General features: G+C 72.5%; 16 protein-coding genes. 7 read left to right on the plus strand and 9 right to left on the minus strand.

Annotated features, from left to right (window positions below; all coding sequences use genetic code 11):
* Nucleotides 1–50 precede the first annotated feature (50 nt).
* The 3 genes from ACIA6T_RS02755 to ACIA6T_RS02765 all read right to left on the minus strand — a co-directional run bounded on the left by ACIA6T_RS02755 (nucleotide 51) and on the right by ACIA6T_RS02765 (nucleotide 2,688).
* A complete protein-coding gene (locus ACIA6T_RS02755) occupies nucleotides 51–1,199 on the minus strand; it encodes an ArsA family ATPase (protein WP_399444736.1) in 1,149 nt (382 codons plus the stop codon).
* A 121-nt stretch (nucleotides 1,200–1,320) separates the two neighbouring features.
* A complete protein-coding gene (locus tag ACIA6T_RS02760; RefSeq protein WP_399444737.1) occupies nucleotides 1,321–1,764 on the minus strand; it encodes an SRPBCC family protein in 444 nt (147 codons plus the stop codon).
* 126 nt (nucleotides 1,765–1,890) lie between these two features.
* Entirely contained in the window at nucleotides 1,891–2,688 is a 798-nt protein-coding gene (locus tag ACIA6T_RS02765) for a metallophosphoesterase (protein WP_399444738.1), read from the minus strand.
* Nucleotides 2,689–2,984: 296 nt separating this feature from the next.
* Here ACIA6T_RS02765 and ACIA6T_RS02770 point away from each other — a divergent pair, with 296 nt between their 5' ends.
* On the plus strand, nucleotides 2,985–4,781 hold the full coding sequence (locus ACIA6T_RS02770; RefSeq protein ID WP_399444739.1) for an AMP-dependent synthetase/ligase: 1,797 nt from the start codon (nucleotides 2,985–2,987) through the stop codon (nucleotides 4,779–4,781).
* 130 nt (nucleotides 4,782–4,911) lie between these two features.
* Here the strand turns inward: ACIA6T_RS02770 and ACIA6T_RS02775 are convergent, their stop codons facing one another.
* Complete coding sequence (locus tag ACIA6T_RS02775; protein ID WP_399444740.1) at nucleotides 4,912–6,054, minus strand: glycosyltransferase family 4 protein; 1,143 nt, start codon at nucleotides 6,052–6,054, stop codon at nucleotides 4,912–4,914.
* 125 nt (nucleotides 6,055–6,179) lie between these two features.
* Here ACIA6T_RS02775 and ACIA6T_RS02780 point away from each other — a divergent pair, with 125 nt between their 5' ends.
* Entirely contained in the window at nucleotides 6,180–7,415 is a 1,236-nt protein-coding gene (locus ACIA6T_RS02780) for a glycosyltransferase 87 family protein (protein WP_399444741.1), read from the plus strand.
* Nucleotides 7,416–7,657: 242 nt separating this feature from the next.
* Here the strand turns inward: ACIA6T_RS02780 and ACIA6T_RS02785 are convergent, their stop codons facing one another.
* From ACIA6T_RS02785 to ACIA6T_RS02805, 5 genes are all read right to left on the minus strand, one after another.
* On the minus strand, nucleotides 7,658–8,848 hold the full coding sequence (locus ACIA6T_RS02785) for a hypothetical protein (RefSeq protein ID WP_399444742.1): 1,191 nt from the start codon (nucleotides 8,846–8,848) through the stop codon (nucleotides 7,658–7,660).
* A 33-nt stretch (nucleotides 8,849–8,881) separates the two neighbouring features.
* Nucleotides 8,882–9,895, minus strand: a complete 1,014-nt coding sequence (locus ACIA6T_RS02790; RefSeq protein WP_399444743.1) for an NlpC/P60 family protein — start codon at nucleotides 9,893–9,895, stop codon at nucleotides 8,882–8,884.
* A gap of 176 nt (nucleotides 9,896–10,071) precedes the next feature.
* Complete coding sequence (locus ACIA6T_RS02795; RefSeq protein ID WP_399444744.1) at nucleotides 10,072–11,112, minus strand: NlpC/P60 family protein; 1,041 nt, start codon at nucleotides 11,110–11,112, stop codon at nucleotides 10,072–10,074.
* Between the two features lie 231 nt (nucleotides 11,113–11,343).
* Nucleotides 11,344–12,687, minus strand: a complete 1,344-nt coding sequence (locus tag ACIA6T_RS02800; protein WP_399444745.1) for an NYN domain-containing protein — start codon at nucleotides 12,685–12,687, stop codon at nucleotides 11,344–11,346.
* Between the two features lie 103 nt (nucleotides 12,688–12,790).
* Entirely contained in the window at nucleotides 12,791–13,030 is a 240-nt protein-coding gene (locus tag ACIA6T_RS02805) for a hypothetical protein (RefSeq protein WP_085576074.1), read from the minus strand.
* A 156-nt stretch (nucleotides 13,031–13,186) separates the two neighbouring features.
* On the opposite strand from ACIA6T_RS02805, the gene ACIA6T_RS02810 reads away from it, so the two are divergent.
* From ACIA6T_RS02810 to ACIA6T_RS02830, 5 genes are all read left to right on the plus strand, one after another.
* Nucleotides 13,187–13,921 carry a rhomboid family intramembrane serine protease gene (locus ACIA6T_RS02810; RefSeq protein WP_399444746.1) on the plus strand — a complete coding sequence of 245 codons (735 nt, stop codon included), beginning with the start codon at nucleotides 13,187–13,189 and terminating at the stop codon, nucleotides 13,919–13,921.
* Nucleotides 13,918–14,199 carry an Lrp/AsnC family transcriptional regulator gene (locus tag ACIA6T_RS02815; RefSeq protein ID WP_030859083.1) on the plus strand — a complete coding sequence of 94 codons (282 nt, stop codon included), beginning with the start codon at nucleotides 13,918–13,920 and terminating at the stop codon, nucleotides 14,197–14,199. The genes ACIA6T_RS02810 and ACIA6T_RS02815 overlap by 4 nt, the downstream gene beginning before the upstream one ends.
* Before the next feature lie 254 nt (nucleotides 14,200–14,453).
* A complete protein-coding gene (locus ACIA6T_RS02820; protein ID WP_399444747.1) occupies nucleotides 14,454–14,726 on the plus strand; it encodes a small secreted hydrophilic protein in 273 nt (90 codons plus the stop codon).
* Nucleotides 14,695–16,152: a sensor histidine kinase gene (locus tag ACIA6T_RS02825; RefSeq protein WP_399444748.1), complete on the plus strand. Its 1,458-nt coding sequence runs from the start codon at nucleotides 14,695–14,697 to the stop codon at nucleotides 16,150–16,152. The genes ACIA6T_RS02820 and ACIA6T_RS02825 overlap by 32 nt, the downstream gene beginning before the upstream one ends.
* The gene (locus ACIA6T_RS02830; protein WP_344556068.1) at nucleotides 16,149–16,811 is read left to right on the plus strand and encodes a response regulator transcription factor; all 663 of its coding nucleotides are present in this window, start codon (nucleotides 16,149–16,151) and stop codon (nucleotides 16,809–16,811) included. Before ACIA6T_RS02825 ends, ACIA6T_RS02830 begins: the two co-directional genes overlap by 4 nt.
* The last annotated feature ends 17 nt before the right edge of the window (nucleotides 16,812–16,828 follow it).

The following is a 16,828-nucleotide window of genomic DNA, read 5'->3' on the forward strand; positions in this document are numbered from 1 at the left end:
TCCTGACTACGGATGGCACCTTCGACGGTACCCGAACGGCCGCCGTCGCTTCAGCGGGTGCGCGGCCACAGTGCCGGATCCGGCCGGAAGCGGATGCGCAGCCCGTCCTCGCGCAGGGCGGCGCCGGCGACGGTGCAGCGGCGCAGCGCGGAGGGCAGCGGGACGACGCGGCGGAACGGTCCGGCGGTGACGACGATCTCGTCGCCGCGCCGGATCAGGTCGAGTTCGTCGCGGCGGGCTCCGGGGAGGGGGAGGTGCCAGACGAGGACGCCGTCGTCGGCGAGGTGGTCGGTGACCGGCCAGTCGACGGCGGCGGGGCGCGTCGTGACGCCCGGTACGGCGAGTGCGGCGAGGTCGTCGGTGCCGCGCGGGTCGCGGCCCAGGTGGGCGACGGGGTGGACGTCGTAGGACTCGCGCCACTCGTCCAGGGTCTTGCGCTGCTGGGCGACGGGTCCTGCGAGCCAGCCGGCCGCCTCGCTCTCCGGCAGGACGCGGGTCGCGATCAGCGCGTCGGTGCGCAGTCCGCGCAGGGCGAGTCCGAGGGTGGCGGTGCGTACGGCGTCGGCGCCGGCGGGGCCCGGTTCGGCGACCAGTCGTACGACGGTGTCGCGGTCGGCGAGTACGGCCTCGACCGCGGCGAGCCGGCGATCCAGGCGGGCCGCCGTGCCGTAGAGCCACTCCGCGGGCATGGGGACGCCGGCGAGGCGGCCGAGGACGGGGCGCAGGGCGCGGGCGGCCTGCCGTTCGGGCGGGAGGAGGAGGCGCAGGTAGCGGCGGAGTTCCTCGGGGAGGGCGAGGAGGGAGAGGGCGCGGGGGGTGGGTGGGAGGTCGACGACGAGGAGGTCGTACGACTCCGAGAGCGCGGCGTCGCGCAGGGCGCGCAGGACGGCGAGCTCCTCGGCGCCGGGGAGGGGGCCGGTCTCCTCGGGTTCGAGGCGGGAGGCGCCGAGGAGGTCCAGGGCGGAGGCGGCCCGGTCCTGGAGGGCGGCGAGGTCGGTGCGGAAGTCCGCGTCGGGGTCGACGCGCTTCACCGTGAGGCGGGGGGTGGCCTCGGCGCCCAGTACGGGGCCGAGGGTGTCCGTGCGGTCGGTGCCGAGGAGCAGGGTGCGGGTGCCCTCGCGGGCTGCGGTGAGCGCGGTGGCGGCGGCGGTCGTGGTGCGGCCGCTGCCGCCGGGGCCCGTGATCAGGAGGGTGCGCATGGGGGTGAACGGTAACTGACGCCGGGCGGGGGTGGGTTTCGCTCACCCGCGCTCGCGGGGTGCCGCCGCGCCCACCCGTGCCGCCCCGGCGGCACGACTGCCCGCAGTTGCGGGGGGAGTGTTACTCCGGGCTCGACTCCACTCGTTTCTTCAGGCCTGCCAGGGCCCGGTCGATGATGACCTTCTCCGCCTTGCGCTTGATCATGCCGAGCATGGGGATCTTGACGTCGACGGTGAGGCGGTAGGTGACCTCCGTCGTGCCCGGGGCGGCCGGGGTGAGGGTGTAGGAGCCGTCGAGGGAGCGGAGCATCTGGGACTTCACCAGGGTCCAGGAGACCTCGTGCTGCCCGGTCCAGGTGTACGCCAGGGTCTGGTCGTCCTTGATCGCGCCGGCGTCCATGACGAGACGCACCTGCTCGGCGCGGCCCTCGGCGTCGGTCGCGAGGACCTCGGCCTCCTTCACCTCACCGGTCCAGTCCGGATAGCGGGCGAAGTCGGCGATCACCCCCATGACGTCGGCCGCCGCCGCCTCGATCGTGATGCTCGAGCTGGTGTGTTCCGCCATCGCCGTGGCTCCTCCAGATGCGGGCCGGTAGTCGTCGTCACTGCGCGCGGGGCGCACAGCGCACGCGCGTGCAGCGGAAGGCTACCGCGCGCCCGGCCGGCACAACTCATCCGACCTGGGACATCGTCACCATTCCAGCCGCCAGGGCCGCCCGCTGCTCGCGAAGTGCCCCACGTTCACGCACTCGGTGGCGCCGATCCGCATCCGCCGCACCAGCGGCTGGTGGACGTGTCCGAACAGGGAGTAGCGGGGCCGGGTGCGGCGGATGGCGTCCAGCAGGGCACGGCTGCCGCGTTCGAAACGGCGCGCGACGGTGTCGTAGACCAGCTCCGGCACCTCCGGCGGGATGTGCGTGCACAGTACGTCGACCTCGCCCACGGCCTCGATCTTCGCCGCGTACTCCTCGTCGTCGATCTCGTACGGCGTGCGCATCGGCGTGCGCAGGCCGCCGCCGACGAAGCCGAAGGTCCGGCCGCCGATCTCCACCCGCTGCCCGTCCAGCACGGTCAGGCCGGGACCCGCGTACTCCCGCCACAGGGGCGGCACGTCGACATTGCCGTACGTCGCGTACGTCGGGGTGGGGAACGCGGCGAACAGCTCGGCGTACTGCCTGCGCACCGCCTTCTCGATCGCGGCGGCCTTGTCCGTGCCGATGCCCTCCCACAGCCGGCGCTGGAACTCGCGCGCCTCCTCGAAGCGGCGGGCGGTGCGCAGCTCCACGATGAGGTCGGCGTTCTCGGTGCCGAAAAGGTCGGGGAAGATGCCGCGCGAGTGGTCGGCGTAGTCCAGGAAGAGCACCAGGTCACCCAGGCAGACCAGGGCGTCGGCGCCCTCCCCCGCGCGGGCCAGGTCACGGGCGTTGCCGTGCACGTCACTGACCACGTGGACGCGTGTGCGCCGGTTTCCGCCTGGTGTGGGTGCCATGGCGATCAAGGGTAAGCGTGGGCGGCCCGCGTGAACAATGGCGGGCCTACCTGCGGTTACTGGCTCGTCGGTGAAGGGGTGGACTACTGTGCGCAATGAAACACCAACCTGTGTGACGCAGCGAACATCTCGCCGGGACCCCCTGTCGTAGACGCCATACCGGCGGGTAACGTCCGGGCAGTCCAGTCGTGCTCGGGATTTCAACATGTGAATTCGCGAGCATCCGTCCGAGCCTTGGACCGCACCGTCGCATCGCACAACGTCGTGGCGCCGGCGCCCTAAGAGGAGCAGCAGTCTTGCGCGAGTTCAGCCTTCCGGCTTTGTACGAGGTCCCCGCGGACGGAAACCTGACCGACATCGTCCGCAGAAACGCCGCGCAGCACCCGGACGTCGCCGTCATCGCCCGCAAGGTGGGCGGGACCTGGCAGGACGTGACGGCGACCGCCTTCCTGGCGGAGGTGCGGACGGCCGCCAAGGGCATGATCGCCGCCGGTGTGCGGCCCGGCGACCGGGTCGGCCTGATGTCCCGTACCCGCTACGAGTGGACGCTGCTGGACTTCGCGATCTGGAGCGCCGGCGCGGTCACCGTGCCGGTGTACGAGACCAGCTCGGCGGAGCAGGTGGCGTGGATCCTCGGCGACTCCGGCGCCACCGCCTGCTTCGTGGAGCTCGACGCCCACGCGGCGACGGTGGAGTCCGTGCGCGACCGGCTGCCCGCGCTGAAGAACCTGTGGCAGATCGAGGCCGGCGGGATCAAGGAGCTGGGCCGGCTCGGGCAGGACGTCGACGACGCGACGGTCGAGGAGCGCAGCTCGTCCGCGAAGGCGGACGACCCGGCCACCATCGTCTACACCTCCGGTACGACCGGACGGCCCAAGGGCTGTGTGCTCACCCACCGCAGCTTCTTCGCCGAGTGCGGCAACATCGTGGAGCGGCTGCGTCCGCTGTTCCGCACCGGCGAGTGCTCGGTACTGCTGTTCCTGCCGCTCGCGCACGTCTTCGGACGGCTGGTGCAGATCGCGCCCATGATGGCGCCGATCAAGCTGGGCTGTGTGCCCGACATCAAGAACCTCACCGACGAGTTGGCCGCGTTCCGCCCGACGCTGATCCTGGGCGTGCCGCGGGTCTTCGAGAAGGTCTACAACTCGGCGCGGGCCAAGGCGCAGGCCGACGGCAAGGGCAAGATCTTCGACAAGGCGGCGGACACGGCGATCGCCTACAGCCGGGCGCTGGACACGCCGTCCGGGCCGTCGCTCGGCCTGAGGATCAGACACAAGGTGTTCGACAAACTGGTCTACGGCAAGCTGCGCGCGGTGCTGGGCGGGCGCGGCGAGTACGCCATCTCCGGTGGCGCCCCGCTGGGCGAGCGCCTCGGGCATTTCTTCCGCGGTATCGGCTTCAGTGTGCTGGAGGGCTACGGGCTGACCGAGTCCTGCGCGGCCACCGCGTTCAACCCGTGGGACCGGCAGAAGATCGGCACGGTCGGCCAGCCGCTGCCCGGCTCGGTCGTCCGGATAGCGGACGACGGCGAGGTGCTGCTGCACGGCGAGCACCTGTTCAAGGAGTACTGGAACAACCCGGGCGCGACCGCCGAGGCGCTCGCCGACGGGTGGTTCCACACCGGGGACATCGGCACCCTGGACGAGGACGGGTATCTGCGGATCACCGGCCGCAAGAAGGAAATACTGGTGACGGCGGGCGGCAAGAACGTCGCCCCGGCGGTGATCGAGGACCGGATCCGGGCGCACGCGCTGGTCGCGGAGTGCATGGTCGTGGGGGACGGGCGGCCGTTCGTGGGGGCGTTGGTCACCATCGACGAGGAGTTCCTGGGCCGGTGGTGCGCGGAGCACGGGAAGCCGGCGGGGTCGACGGCGGCGTCGCTGAGCGAGGACCCCGATCTGCTCGCGGCGATCCAGGCTGCCGTGGACGACGGCAACTCGGCGGTCTCCAAGGCGGAGTCGGTGCGGAAGTTCCGGGTCCTGCCGGCGCAGTTCACCGAGGATTCGGGGCACTTGACGCCTTCGCTGAAGCTGAAGCGGAATGTCGTGGCCAAGGACTACGCCCACGAGATCGAGGCGATTTACGCCAAGTAGGGCTTGCTTGGGCGCGGTTCGGGGTGCCTCTTGAGCGCCGTGGGCGGGTGCGGGTTGGCTGTGGCTTGTCGCGCCCACGCGGCGGAGCCGCACAATGTCACAGCCCCGCGCCCCTATGGGGCGCGTTGCCCTACAGCAGTGTTTTCAAGTGTTCGGCCAGTAGGTCCCAGCGCCACTTTTCCTCGACCCATTCGCGGCCCCGCTGTCCCATTCTGCGGCGCAGTTCCTCGTCGCCCAGGAGGGTGATGACGCGGTCTGCGGTCTGGTCGGCCGAATCGCCCGGTACGACCCAGCCGGTCTCGCCTTCGAGGACCGCGTCGGGGGCGCCGCCGGAGTCGCCGGCGACGACCGGGAGGCCGGTCGCGGAGGCCTCCAGATAGACGATGCCGAGGCCTTCCACGTCCAGGCCCCCGCGCCGGGTGCGGCACGGCATCGCGAAGACGTCGCCGGCGCCGTAGTGGGCGGGCAGCTCGGACCAGGGGACGGAGCCGGTGAAGCGGACGGAGGCGGCGACGCCCGTGTCGTGCGCGAGGCGGCGCAGGTCCTTCTCGTAGGGGCCGCCGCCGACGATCAGCAGGACGGCGTCCGGTTCGGCTGCCAGGACCGCCGGCATCGCCCGGATCAGCGTGTCCTGCCCCTTGCGCGGCACCAGCCGGGAGACGCACACGACCACCGGCCGGTCGGTCAGCCCGAGCCGCGCCCGCACCTCGTCGCCGCCCGAACCGGGGTGGAAGGTCTTCTCGTCGACGCCGGGCGGCAGTTGCACCATCCGGGAGGCCGCCTCGGGGGTCAGCGCGCCGGCGATCCGGGAGCGCGTGTACTCGCCGAGGTAGGTGATCGTGTCCGTGGAGTCCCCGATACGGCGCAGGAGTTGCCGTGCGGCGGGCAGCTGGGCCCAGCCGGCCTCGTGGCCGTGGGTGGTGGCCACGATCCGCTCGGCGCCCGCCCGGCGCAGCGCCGGCGCCATCAGCCCGAGCGGTGCCGCCGCCCCGAACCACACCGAGGTGCACCCGTGCTCGCGCAGCAGCCCGACGGCCCGCCGGGTGGCCGCCGGGGTCGGCAGCAGCATCGTCGTACGGTCGCGCACGACGGTGAAGGGCTGCTCGGCGTCGAAGGCGGCGGTGGCCTCGACGCCCTCCCGGGAGCGCTTCCAGGTGGAGGCGTAGACGACGAGCCGCTCCGGGTCGAGCCGCAGCGCCATGTTGTGCAGGAACGCCTGGATGCCGCCGGGGCGGGGCGGGAAGTCGTTGGTCACGATCAGGGTCTTGTGCATCGCCGCCGACCCTACCGAACGGGGGGTGCGCCGTTCGCCGCGGCGGCGCTCTGTGGCACGTACACAGGTGTCCGGGACATCATGGCCCCTCACGACCGCGCACCGGACGGCAGGGAGCACAGCACATGAGGACGACGGCCGTGCGGGGCTCCCTCGCCCCGCTGCTGCTTCTGTGGGGGCTGACACGGGCCGCCCTGCTGCTGTGCGTGCTGAAGGTGATCGTCTTCCCCGGGCCGGACGTCACCAGCGACGTGTCGGTCATCTACCGGGGCTGGTACGACGTCCTGCGCACCGGAACGTTCCCGCTGGACGACGTGACCTGGCAGTACCCGCCCGCCGCGGCCCTGGCGATCCTCTCCCCCGGTCTGCTGCCGTTCCTGGAGTACGCCACCGCCTTCTTCGTCCTGGCCTGCCTCGCCGACCTGGTCACCCTGTGTTTGCTGCGGTACGCCGGCCGTCGTCCCGGACGGTCGCCGCGCGGTGCCTGGGTGTGGGTGGTGGGCGTGCCGCTGCTCGGGCCGACGGTGTACGCGCGCTACGACGTGATGGTGACCGCGGTCGCCGTGGCCGCGCTGCTGGCGGCCGCCCGGTACCCCCGGCTGGCGGGGGCGCTCGCCGGTTTCGGGGCACTGGTGAAGGTGTGGCCGGCGCTGCTGCTGCTCGCGGTGCGGCGGCGCGGGGCGTGGGTGTCGGCGGCGGTGACCGGTGCCGGTGTGGCCGGCCTGTTCGCCGTACTGATGCCGGGGGCGTTCGCGTTCCTGGCCTTTCAGCGGGACCGGGGGACGGAGGTGGAGTCGCTGGGGGCGCTCGTCTTCCATGTGGCGCGGCATCACGGCTGGGAGGGGGAGGTGCTGCTCAACTACGGATCGGTGGAGTTCCTCGGGCCGTATGTGGGCTGGGTGAGCACGGGGGCGCTGCTGCTGAGCGGGGCCGCGCTGGGGTGGCTGGTGCTGTGGCGGGTGGTGGCCGTCCGGTTCTCGGCGCACAGTGTCGCCGACGCGGCGTTCGTGGCGGTGCTCCTGTTCACGACGACGAGTCGGGTGATCAGTCCGCAGTACATGGTGTGGCTGGTGGGGCTCGGGGCGGTGTGTCTGTGTTTCCGCGGGAGTCGGATGGGGGTGGCGGTGGGGCTGGTGCTGGGGGCTTCGCTGGTGACGGTGCTGGAGTTTCCGGTGTGGTTCGCCCATGTGGTCGCCAGCGACTCGCTCGGGATCGCGCTGCTGGTTCTGCGCAACGGGCTGTTGGTGGTGGCGACGGTTGTGGCGGCGCGGGTGCTGTGGTGTGCGACGGTTCCCCGTCGGCGGTCGGTTCCCCGGGTACCCGGGCCGGCCCGTGCCGCCGAGACGCCGGTCTCGTCCTGATCCCGGGCGGTGCGGCCGTGTGTCGTGAGCCGGGGGGGCCGCGCGGCCCGGCGCTTGCGGGTGCCCCCGCGTTGGTGCGGGCCGGGAGTGGGTCGCGCCGCCCGGCGCTTACGGGGTGCCGTCGCGCCCACCCGTGCCGCCCCAGCGGCACGACTGCCCGCGGGAGCGGCCGGGGGGAGCGGCACGACTGCCCGCGGGAGCGGCCGGGGGAGCGGCACGGCTGGCCGTGGTTGTGGGAAGGCTCAGGCCAGTTGGTTCCTCACGTACTCCTGCCACTGCACTGTGAACTCCTCTCGGGTCGTCCCGAGAACTCGGTGCATCGCGGCCTCCACCGCGCCGTCGCGGTGTTCGTGTGCGCCCACCGCGCGGTAGAACTCGTCGAGGCGGTCCTCGCCCCAGTGGTCGGCGATGAGGCGGCAGGCCAGCCAGCCGCTCTCGTAGGCGCGGGCGAGGTGGTCCGCGTCGCCGGAGAAGCCGAAGTCCTCGTCGTCCGGCAGCCCGGCGGGCACCTCGCCCCGGCCCACCGCGTAGGCGAGCTCCGGTGCGACCTCCGCGGGGGCGCGGTCGCCGTCGCGGTAGCCGACCCAGTCGGCGAACCCCTCGGACAGCCACAGCGGGGTCGCGGCGGAGGTGTGGGCGCGGGTGGCGACGTGGGTGGTCTCGTGGGTGAGGACGACCTGCCGGCCCGAGTCGCCGAGCATTCCGAAGGCGTCCGGGTTGACGATGATCCGGTCCGCCGGGGCCCGCCCGTCCGCGCCGGTGGCGCCGGTGGTGACCGCGGCGATCCCCCGGTAGGAGGAGGCGGGCGAGCCCAGCAGGCCCGCCATGCCCTCCAGGGTCTCCGGGACGAGGACGACCACGCTCCGGGCCCACCGCGGGCCCCACGCGTCGGACACCGCGGGCACCGCGCGGTCGGCCAGTTCGGCGTAGTCCCGCAGCTTGTCGTCGGGCTGCCCGACGCCGAGGACCAGGCTGCGCTCGCCCCGCACGGCGCGTGCCGTGCCCTGGTCCCACAGTTGCTGGCCGGACTTCTTCGCGGGCCGGTCGGAGTCGACGGACCAGCGGCCGTCGCGGTCCCGGCTCAGGCTCAGGGAGCGGGCGGTGGTGACCGGGGACCGGTCGTGGCCCTCGACGCGGTAGCTCAGGTCGGCGGAGGCGGTGGCGGTGTCACCGGTGCGGTCGAGGGCGGTGACGCGGTAGGACCAGTCCGCGAGCGGCACCGCGCGCAGGTTGGCGAACCCGGCCCGGGTGCCGGTGCGGGCGTACGCGGCGGCGTCACGGTCGAGGACGGCCTCCGCGCGGCGGTCGAGGAGGGACTGCACCTGCGCGCGTGCGGCGTCGACGGCCGGTCCCCCGCCGCATCCCACCAGGGAGACGAGCAGCAGACACAGCGTCATCACCGACGCACCCGACACCCGCCTTCGACCAGCCATCTTCCCGAGGGTACGGGCGCCGGGCCGGTGCGGTCAGACCCTGGTGACCGACGCGACGGGCATCATGCCGACCGGGTCGTAGCGCACCGGGGCGCCGGGGTGGGGCGCGTGGATCACCTGGCCGTCGCCCATGTACATCCCGACGTGGGAGGCGTCGGAGCGGTAGACGACCAGGTCACCGGGGCGCGCCTCGGAGAGGGGGACCTGCCGGCCGGCGTGCCGCTGGGCCTGCGAGGTGCGTGGCAGCGCGACCCCGGCCTGGGCGTACGACCACTGGGTCAGCCCGGAGCAGTCGAAGGCGGACGGGCCCTCGGCGCCCCAGACGTAGGGCCTGCCGAGGGCGGAGCGGGCGGCGGCGACGGCGGCTGCCGCGCGGGCCGAGGCGGGCGCGCCGGACGGGCCGAGCAGGTCCGCGCGTGCGGAGCGGGTGGCGCGGTCCCAGGCGGCGCGTTCGCCGGCCGGGAGGGAGTCGAGCAGCCGGCGGGCCTCGGTGAGCTTGCGCTCGACGGTCCGCTTGTGCGCGGCGACGGCCTTGCGGCTCCTCTCCAGCGCGCCGAGCTTTCCGGCCGCCTCCGCGCGGTCCTGGTCGAGGGAGCGCAGGGCGCTCCTCAGTCTCCTCAGCTCGGCGGCCTGGTGGACGGTGATCCGGTCCAGTACGGAGGCCCTCTCGAGGTAGTCCTCCGGGTCGTCGGAGAGCAGCAGGGCGAGGGCGGGGCCTAGGCCGCCGGAGCGGTACTGGGCGCCGGCGAGCGAACCGAGCGACTCCCGCATGGTGTTGACGCGTGCCTGCTGCCGGGCGATCCCGTCCTGTGCGGTGGCGATCTGCCGGCGCAGTCCGTCGGCGCGCTCGTCGGCCTCGTTGTACGCCTCGGTCGCCTTCTCGGCCTCCCGGTAGAGGCGGTCCACCTCGGCCCGGGTGACGTCGTACGGCGTGGCCGCGGCCGGTACGGCGGCGAGGGCGGTGGCCGCCGCGGACAGCAGACCGAGGGCGACGGCGGCGCTCCGGTCGGCTCCGGACGACGGTGCGGTACGGCGATGGGACCCCACGGGAAGCCGCGCTCCTTCCACTGGCGGACAGGGAAACGCGGCAGACAGTAGCCCCACGGCGTCGGGCGAACCCTTGGCCGAGGCGACCGCACACAGTGACGCCCCGCCTGTGACCTGCGTCAGAGGCGGGGCGCGGGGAAGATCAGCGCGACGGGGAATCCCCCGAACGGCGGCAGCTAGACACGGACGCCGAACATGAACGGGCCGCCGATGGTGTTCATCGACTCGTAGCGCACGACGGTGCCGGTGCGCGGGGCGTGGATGATCTGGCCGTTGCCCGCGTAGAGGCCCACGTGGTGCAGGTCGTTGAAGAAGAAGACGAGGTCGCCGACCTTGAGCTGGCTCACCGAGTAGATCCTGGTGCCGTCGTTGGTCTGGGCCTCGGAGGTGCGCGAGATGCCGACGCCGGCCTGCGCGTAGGCCCAGGAGGTCAGGCCGGAGCAGTCGAAGGAGGACGGGCCGGTGGCACCGTAGACGTAGGGGGTGCCGAGCTTGCTCTGGGCGGCGGCGAAGGCGGCGGCGGCGCGGCCGGAACCGGCCGGGACGTTGACGTTCAGCGCCTCGCGCTCGCTGGCCCGGGTGGCGCGGCTCTCCTCCTGGGCGAGCTGGGCCTTCTCCGCGGCGGTGAGGCTGTTGAGCAGCTTCTGCGCGGAGGAGAGCTTGCTCTGGACCTCCTTCTTCTTGTTGCCCAGTTCGGTGCGGGTGGCGGAGAGGTCCTTGAGCTTCTCGGACGCCTCGGAGCGCTGCTGGGCGAGCTCGCGCTGCTTCTCCTGGATCTCCTTGAGCGCGTCGACCTGCTGGGTGCTCAACTGGTCGAGCGTGGACGCCTTGTCGAGGTAGTCGTCCGGGTCGGCGGAGAGGAAGAGCTGGACGGAGGGGTCGATGCCGCCGCTGCGGTACTGGGCGCTGGCCATCGAACCGAGGCCGTCGCGCAGCTCGTTGAGCTCCTGCTGGCCCTTGGCGACGTTGTCCTGGATCGTGGAGATCTCCTTCTGGAGCTTCTCCTGCTTCTCCTTGGCGCCGTTGTACTTCTCGGTGGCCTGCTCGGCCTGCTCGTAGAGCTTGTCGACCTTGGCCTTGACCTCGTCCTTGCTGGGCTTCTCGCTCGGCGCGGCGTTGGCGGCCTGCGAGCTCATGACGACAGCGGCTGCGGCAGCGGTGGTGAGCACGGTGACGCGTGCGCGGCTCGGCTGCTTGGGACGACGGTGGGACGCCACGGAGACGAGCTCCTTCTCGAGAGTGATCGCGCGAGCGAGGGTTCGAAGGGAGACCCTAGTGATTCTCTTGTGATCAGTTCAAATCCCTGGACACAAAATCTCCGTTACAGCCGGTTTATTTGATCCGAACTCACCTGCGGTGACGCCCTCTTGACGCTACGTTGCGTGACGGTTCCGTCAATTCGGGCAAAGATGCCGTACGTTGTACGGGGGACGGATGGGAATCAGATATCAGGAAAGCCTCTTGAGGAGCACCACCGACGCGACGGGGCGCGCGCCCGCGCGGGCCACCCCGTCGGCGACCTCGCGGTCGGTGGAGGCGACGATGACGGGCCGTCCCGGCGGCTCGGCGCGCACCAGCTGGCGGATCAGCTCGTCGGCGGTGACGCCCGGCTTGGAGAACAGCACCCGCACCCCGCGCGGCGGCGCGAGCAGCACCGGCGCGGCCAGTTCGGCGCCGTCGAAGACACAGGTCACCTCGGCGCCGGTCTGGGCGGCGAGCTGGGCGAGCTGGCCCAGCAGCCTGAGCCGCTGCTTCTCCAGGGGCATCTGGGGATAGCCGGTCTTGGTGACGTTGTAGCCGTCGACGACCAGATGGGCCTGCGGCAGCGCCAGCAGCTGGTCGAGGACGGCCGGGTCGTGCTCGGACAGCGCGCGGTTGGCGATGTCCTTCGGGGTCATACGGCCGGGCTCGACGGCGTCCACGGTCTCGGCGGGCCGGACGGACACGGGGGGCAGCGCCAGCTCCCGGCGGAGTCCCTGGGCGGCGTCGAGGACGGTGTCGAGGAGCAGCCGGACCCGCATGTCCTCCACGCTGCGGCCCTCCCGGGCGGCCCGGCGGGCGGCCTCCAGGGCGGCCTCGGTCTCCCCCAGCCGGGCCTTGAGGCGCCGGCTCTCGCTCTCGGCGGCCGACACCTGGGCGTGGCCCTCGGCGCGCACGGTCTCCATCTCGCCCCGCAGCTTGCGCACGGCGGCCTCGCCGCGCTTGACGTCGCTGAGGGCGGAGCGCAGCTTGCGGTGCAGCGACTCGGCTTCCTTCTTCGCCGACTCCAGCTCGGTGCGCAGCCGCTCGGTCTCGGACCTGGTGTGCTCACGGGCCCGGGCGAGTTCGGCGCGCAGCCGCTCCAGCTCGGCCCGGGTCTCCTCGTCGGCGCGCTCGGCGTCGGCGCGCTGGGCCTCCTCGCCGGCGGCGGTCACCAGCTTGACCCAGCCGGCCGGGCGGAGCACATAGGCCGCGGCCGCCACGTCGAGCGGGTCCGCGGCCGGGGGCGGGGAGCCGGAGTCGAGAGCGCCGGTCAGTTCCGGCTGGGCCTCTCTGAGCTTCTCCCCGATGCGCTGCCGGAACAGCGGATCGGTCTCCAGCGCCGCGGCCATGGCGTTGCCGGCGAACTTGGCACGCCGGTTCGGGGCGAAACGCGCGTACTGCCGCAGCTGGGCGGGCAGCTCGGCGACCGTGAGCCCGCCGAAGCCGTCGGCGACGATCTGGACGACCCGGCGGCGCACTCCGTCGGGCAGCGGACGGTCGAGCACCTCGGCGGCGCCGTCCTGCGGCCCCCCGCCCGTGGTCTCCACCATCCGTCACACCCCAATGTCCGTGTGCGACCCCGCGCGCGGGGTCGCCGTCAGCGGGTCCCTCCCCCACTCTCGACTTCGCTCGAGCGGGAGGGACCCCCTTCGCTCAGGAGCCGGCACCCGGCCTGTCCACGAGTTCCACCTGGTCCACGGCGTTGCACCAGCGGCACCGCACCGACTCGATGGTCTCATCGAGCACCTCACGCTCCTCGACCTTGGGCTCTCCGGCCAGATCGAGGTGGATGTACTCGACGACCTTCGACGAGCGGGTCACGTCGAAGCGGGTGAGGTTTCCGCAGAGGGTGCAGCGCCACCGCGTCGAGGCGGTCGGCAGAGGAACCGTCATCGTGGCTGTTCGCCTTCCTTCCAGTGTCCGTGACACACCGGCTCCCCGGTGCGTATGGCTCGTAACCCTACGGCCTGGCGGGTCCCCGCCGCCCGCCCGTCCACGGCGGCGAGGCGGTCTGTGCTGTTGCGTCCGGTTACGTCATGCTCTGTATTCATGATCCGCAACTGGAGTGCGTCGGCCGCCGGGGCGATCCGGGGCACCTCCGCGCCGGTGACCCACACCCTCATCGTGCTGTGCTGCCTGGTCTTCCTGATCGGGCCGGCCTCCGGCCTGCATCCGGCCCACGGCTCCGGGGAGGAGCTGCTGGACGCGCAGAGGGCCTATTTCCGGCACTGGGGGGTCATTCCCGCAGACCTGTTCGAAGGGTCCCCCGGGGCCGTCCTCACCCCCGCCACGGCGCTGTTCGTGCACGGCGGCTGGGTGCACCTGCTCGGCAACATGCTCTTCCTCCACGTCTTCGGAGCGATGACCGAGGCACGGATGGGCCGGGTGCGGTTCACCCTGTGCTACGCCGGCTGCGGCTACCTCGCGCTGCTGGGGTACGCCGCCGCCAACGCGGACTCCGAGCGGTCCCTGGTCGGCGCCTCCGGGGCGATCTCGGCGGTGCTCGGCGCGTTCCTCTTCCTGTTTCCCCGGGCCCGGGTGACCAGTCTCCTGCCGTTCCTGTTCTTCCTGCCGGTACGGCTGCCGGCGTGGGTGGTGCTGCCGTTCTGGGCGGCGCTGCAGTGGGCGGCGGCGGGGCGGGCGGGCGAGGGGCCGGGGGTGGCGTACCTGGCGCACCTGATCGGGTTCGGGCTGGGCTTCGGCTACGCGTGGGTGCGCTTCGGCAGGGCGACTACAGTGAAGGCCACCCCTGCTCCGGCCCCCGAGGGAGAGAACCAGCCGTGATCACCGCGATCGTCCTCATCAAGACCAGCGTGGACCGGATCCCCGAGATCGCGGAGCGGATCGCCGCGCTGGAGAGTGTCAGCGAGGTGTTCTCCGTGACCGGGACGTATGACCTGATCGCCATGGTGCGGGTGCGGGAGCACGAGGACCTGGCGGAGGTCATTCCCGGGCGGATCAGCAAGATCCCGGGGGTGGAGGGGACCGACACGCACGTGGCGTTCCGTACGTACTCGCAGCACGATCTGGAGGCGGCGTTCGCCATCGGGCTGGACAGCTAACGGTCAGCCGGGGCGGAGGGCTCGGCCTTCGGTCGGTGGCGGTCCGGGGTGTCTCAGCCGGTTTTTCGCCCCCACCGCCCCTTCCCGTCCCGAACCCGGGGCTCCGCCCCGGACCCCGCTCCTCAAACGCCGGAGGGGCTGGATTGTGCCGGAGGGACTGGATTTCAGCGGGCGGATGACTTTCGGCGGGCGGATGAAGAGTTCTTCATCCGGCGCTCATCCTGGGGCTCCGGTGCGGTGCGCAGGATCGGGGCATGGTCTTCACTCGCCGGATGGCGGCGCTCGCCGCCGTCGTGCTGATTCCGCTGGGCGTCGCCGCGACCAGCTTCGCGCTCGCCGACAGTCCCGCACCGCCCAAGGTGCCGCCCCGGGTCGAACTGGACAGCGGCTCCCCCACTCCGACGTCCACGGCCCCGTCCGCGCGGCCCGAGCCGACGCCGAGCGACGAGGTCGTCTCCCGGCCTCCGGTGACCGACAGCCCCGCGGATGACGACGATGACGACGACGGACCCGGTGACGACGGCTGACGCTCCCCGCCGGCGGATCTCCGCCCGGGTCCGCATCCTGCTGTGGCTGCTGTTCGTCATGGCGGTCGCGCTCGGCTCGGTCGCCATGACCACCCGTTCCTTCCTGCTGCGGGACGTCGACCACCGGATCAACGGGCTGCTCGCCCAGGAGGCCGGCGAGTTCGCCAACTTCGAGGAGCGCGGCTTCGATCCGGAGACGGGCCGGCCCTTCACCGACCCGGACCGGCTGCTGCGGGTCTTCCTGGAACGGCAGTACGCCGACCCGGACGAGGAGCTGATCGGCCTGGTCGCGCGGAAGAGCGGCGGCCCGGCGAAACTCACCCAGCCGCGCGACCTGCCCGTCGCCCTGCCCCTGCACCGGGACGGCGACGCCCGGCGCCGCGTCTTCGACTCGCCCGACGCCTCCGGCGTGCTGCACCGGCCCGAGGGCGAGATCCGCTGGGCCAAGGTGTCCGTGGCCCGGCACGGCGGCGGCGCACCCGAGGCGGCGTTCGTCGTCGCCTTCCACCCCGAGCGCGAAGTGGCGCGGGTGGACGAGGTGTTCCGGGTGCTGCTCGCCATCTCCGGGGTCGCCCTGCTGCTGACCACCGGCATCGGCTGGGCGGTCGCCGGGCGGATCCTGCAGCCCGTACGGCTGGTGCGCACCGCCGCCGCGCAGCTCACCGAGCAGGACCTCACCCGCCGTATCCCGGTGCGCGGCCGCGACGACATCGCGGCCCTCGCCGAGACGTTCAACGCGATGCTCGACCGGCTGGAGCGGGCCTTCGCCGCCCAGCGCCAGTTCGTCGACGACGCCGGCCACGAACTGCGCACCCCGATCACCATCGTGCGCGGCCATCTGGAGCTGATGGGCGACGATCCGGCCGAACGCGAGGAGACCGTCCGGCTCGTCACCGACGAACTCGACCGGATGAGCCGCATCGTGGAGGACCTGCTGCTGCTCGCCAAGGCCGAACGCCCCGACTTCGTCACCCCGGAGCCGGTCCAGCTCGCCGAACTCACCGCCGACGTCTACGTCAAGGCCCGCACCCTCGGCGAACGCGACTGGCAGCTCACCGACATAGCCGACCGGGAGGCGGAGCTGGACCCCCAGCGGATCACCCAGGCGATGGTGCAGCTCGCGCAGAACGCGGTGCAGCACACCACCACCGGCCAGACCATCCGCATCGGTTCCCGCGCGCGGGGCGCGCGGATCGAGCTGTACGTCGCCGACTCCGGGCCCGGTGTCCGGCCGCAGGACCGTGAGCTGGTCTTCGAACGTTTCCGGCGCGGCACCTCCCGGCGCGGGGCGCGCGGTTCGGGCGCCGGGCTCGGCCTGTCGATCGTCAAGGCGATCGCCGAAGGCCACGGCGGCCGGGTCCGCCTGCACGACACCGAGGGCGGCGGCGCCACCTTCGTACTCACCCTGGGAGACACACGGACGTGAACCGGATTCTGATCGTCGAGGACGAGGACCGCATCGCCTCCTTCGTGGAGAAGGGCCTGCGCGCCAACGGCTTCACCACCACCGTCGTCCCCGACGGCGAGGCCGGCTACGAGTACGCCCTGACCGGCGGTTTCGACCTGGTCGTCCTGGACATCGGGCTGCCCGGCCGGGACGGCTTCACCGTGCTGCGCGAGCTGCGCGAGTCCCGGGTGACGACCCCGGTGATCGTGCTGACCGCGCGGGACTCGGTGCGGGACACGGTGGCCGGTCTGGAGGGCGGCGCCGACGACTGGATGACCAAGCCGTTCCGCTTCGAGGAACTGCTCGCCCGGGTACGGCTGCGGCTGCGTACGGCGGCCCGGGCACCGGAGGTGACGGTGCTCAGGTCCGGCTCGCTCAGCCTCGATCTGCGCACCCGCCGCGCCCGCGCCGGGGAGCGCACCGTCGATCTGACGGCCCGTGAGTTCGTGCTGCTGGAACTGTTCCTGCGCCACCCCGGACAGGTGCTCTCCCGCGAGCAGATCCTCTCCCACGTGTGGGGCTACGACTTCGACCCGGGCTCCAACATCGTGGACGTCTACGTGCGGGCGCTGCGCAAGAAGCTCGGCGCGGAGAAGGTGGAGACGGTCCGCGGGATGGGCTACCGCCTCCCCGCGTGACGGCCCCGCCGCCGGGT

The organism is Streptomyces sp. NPDC051740 (genome assembly GCF_044453165.1).
Classification (GTDB): Bacteria; Actinomycetota; Actinomycetes; order Streptomycetales; family Streptomycetaceae; genus Streptomyces; species Streptomyces atrovirens.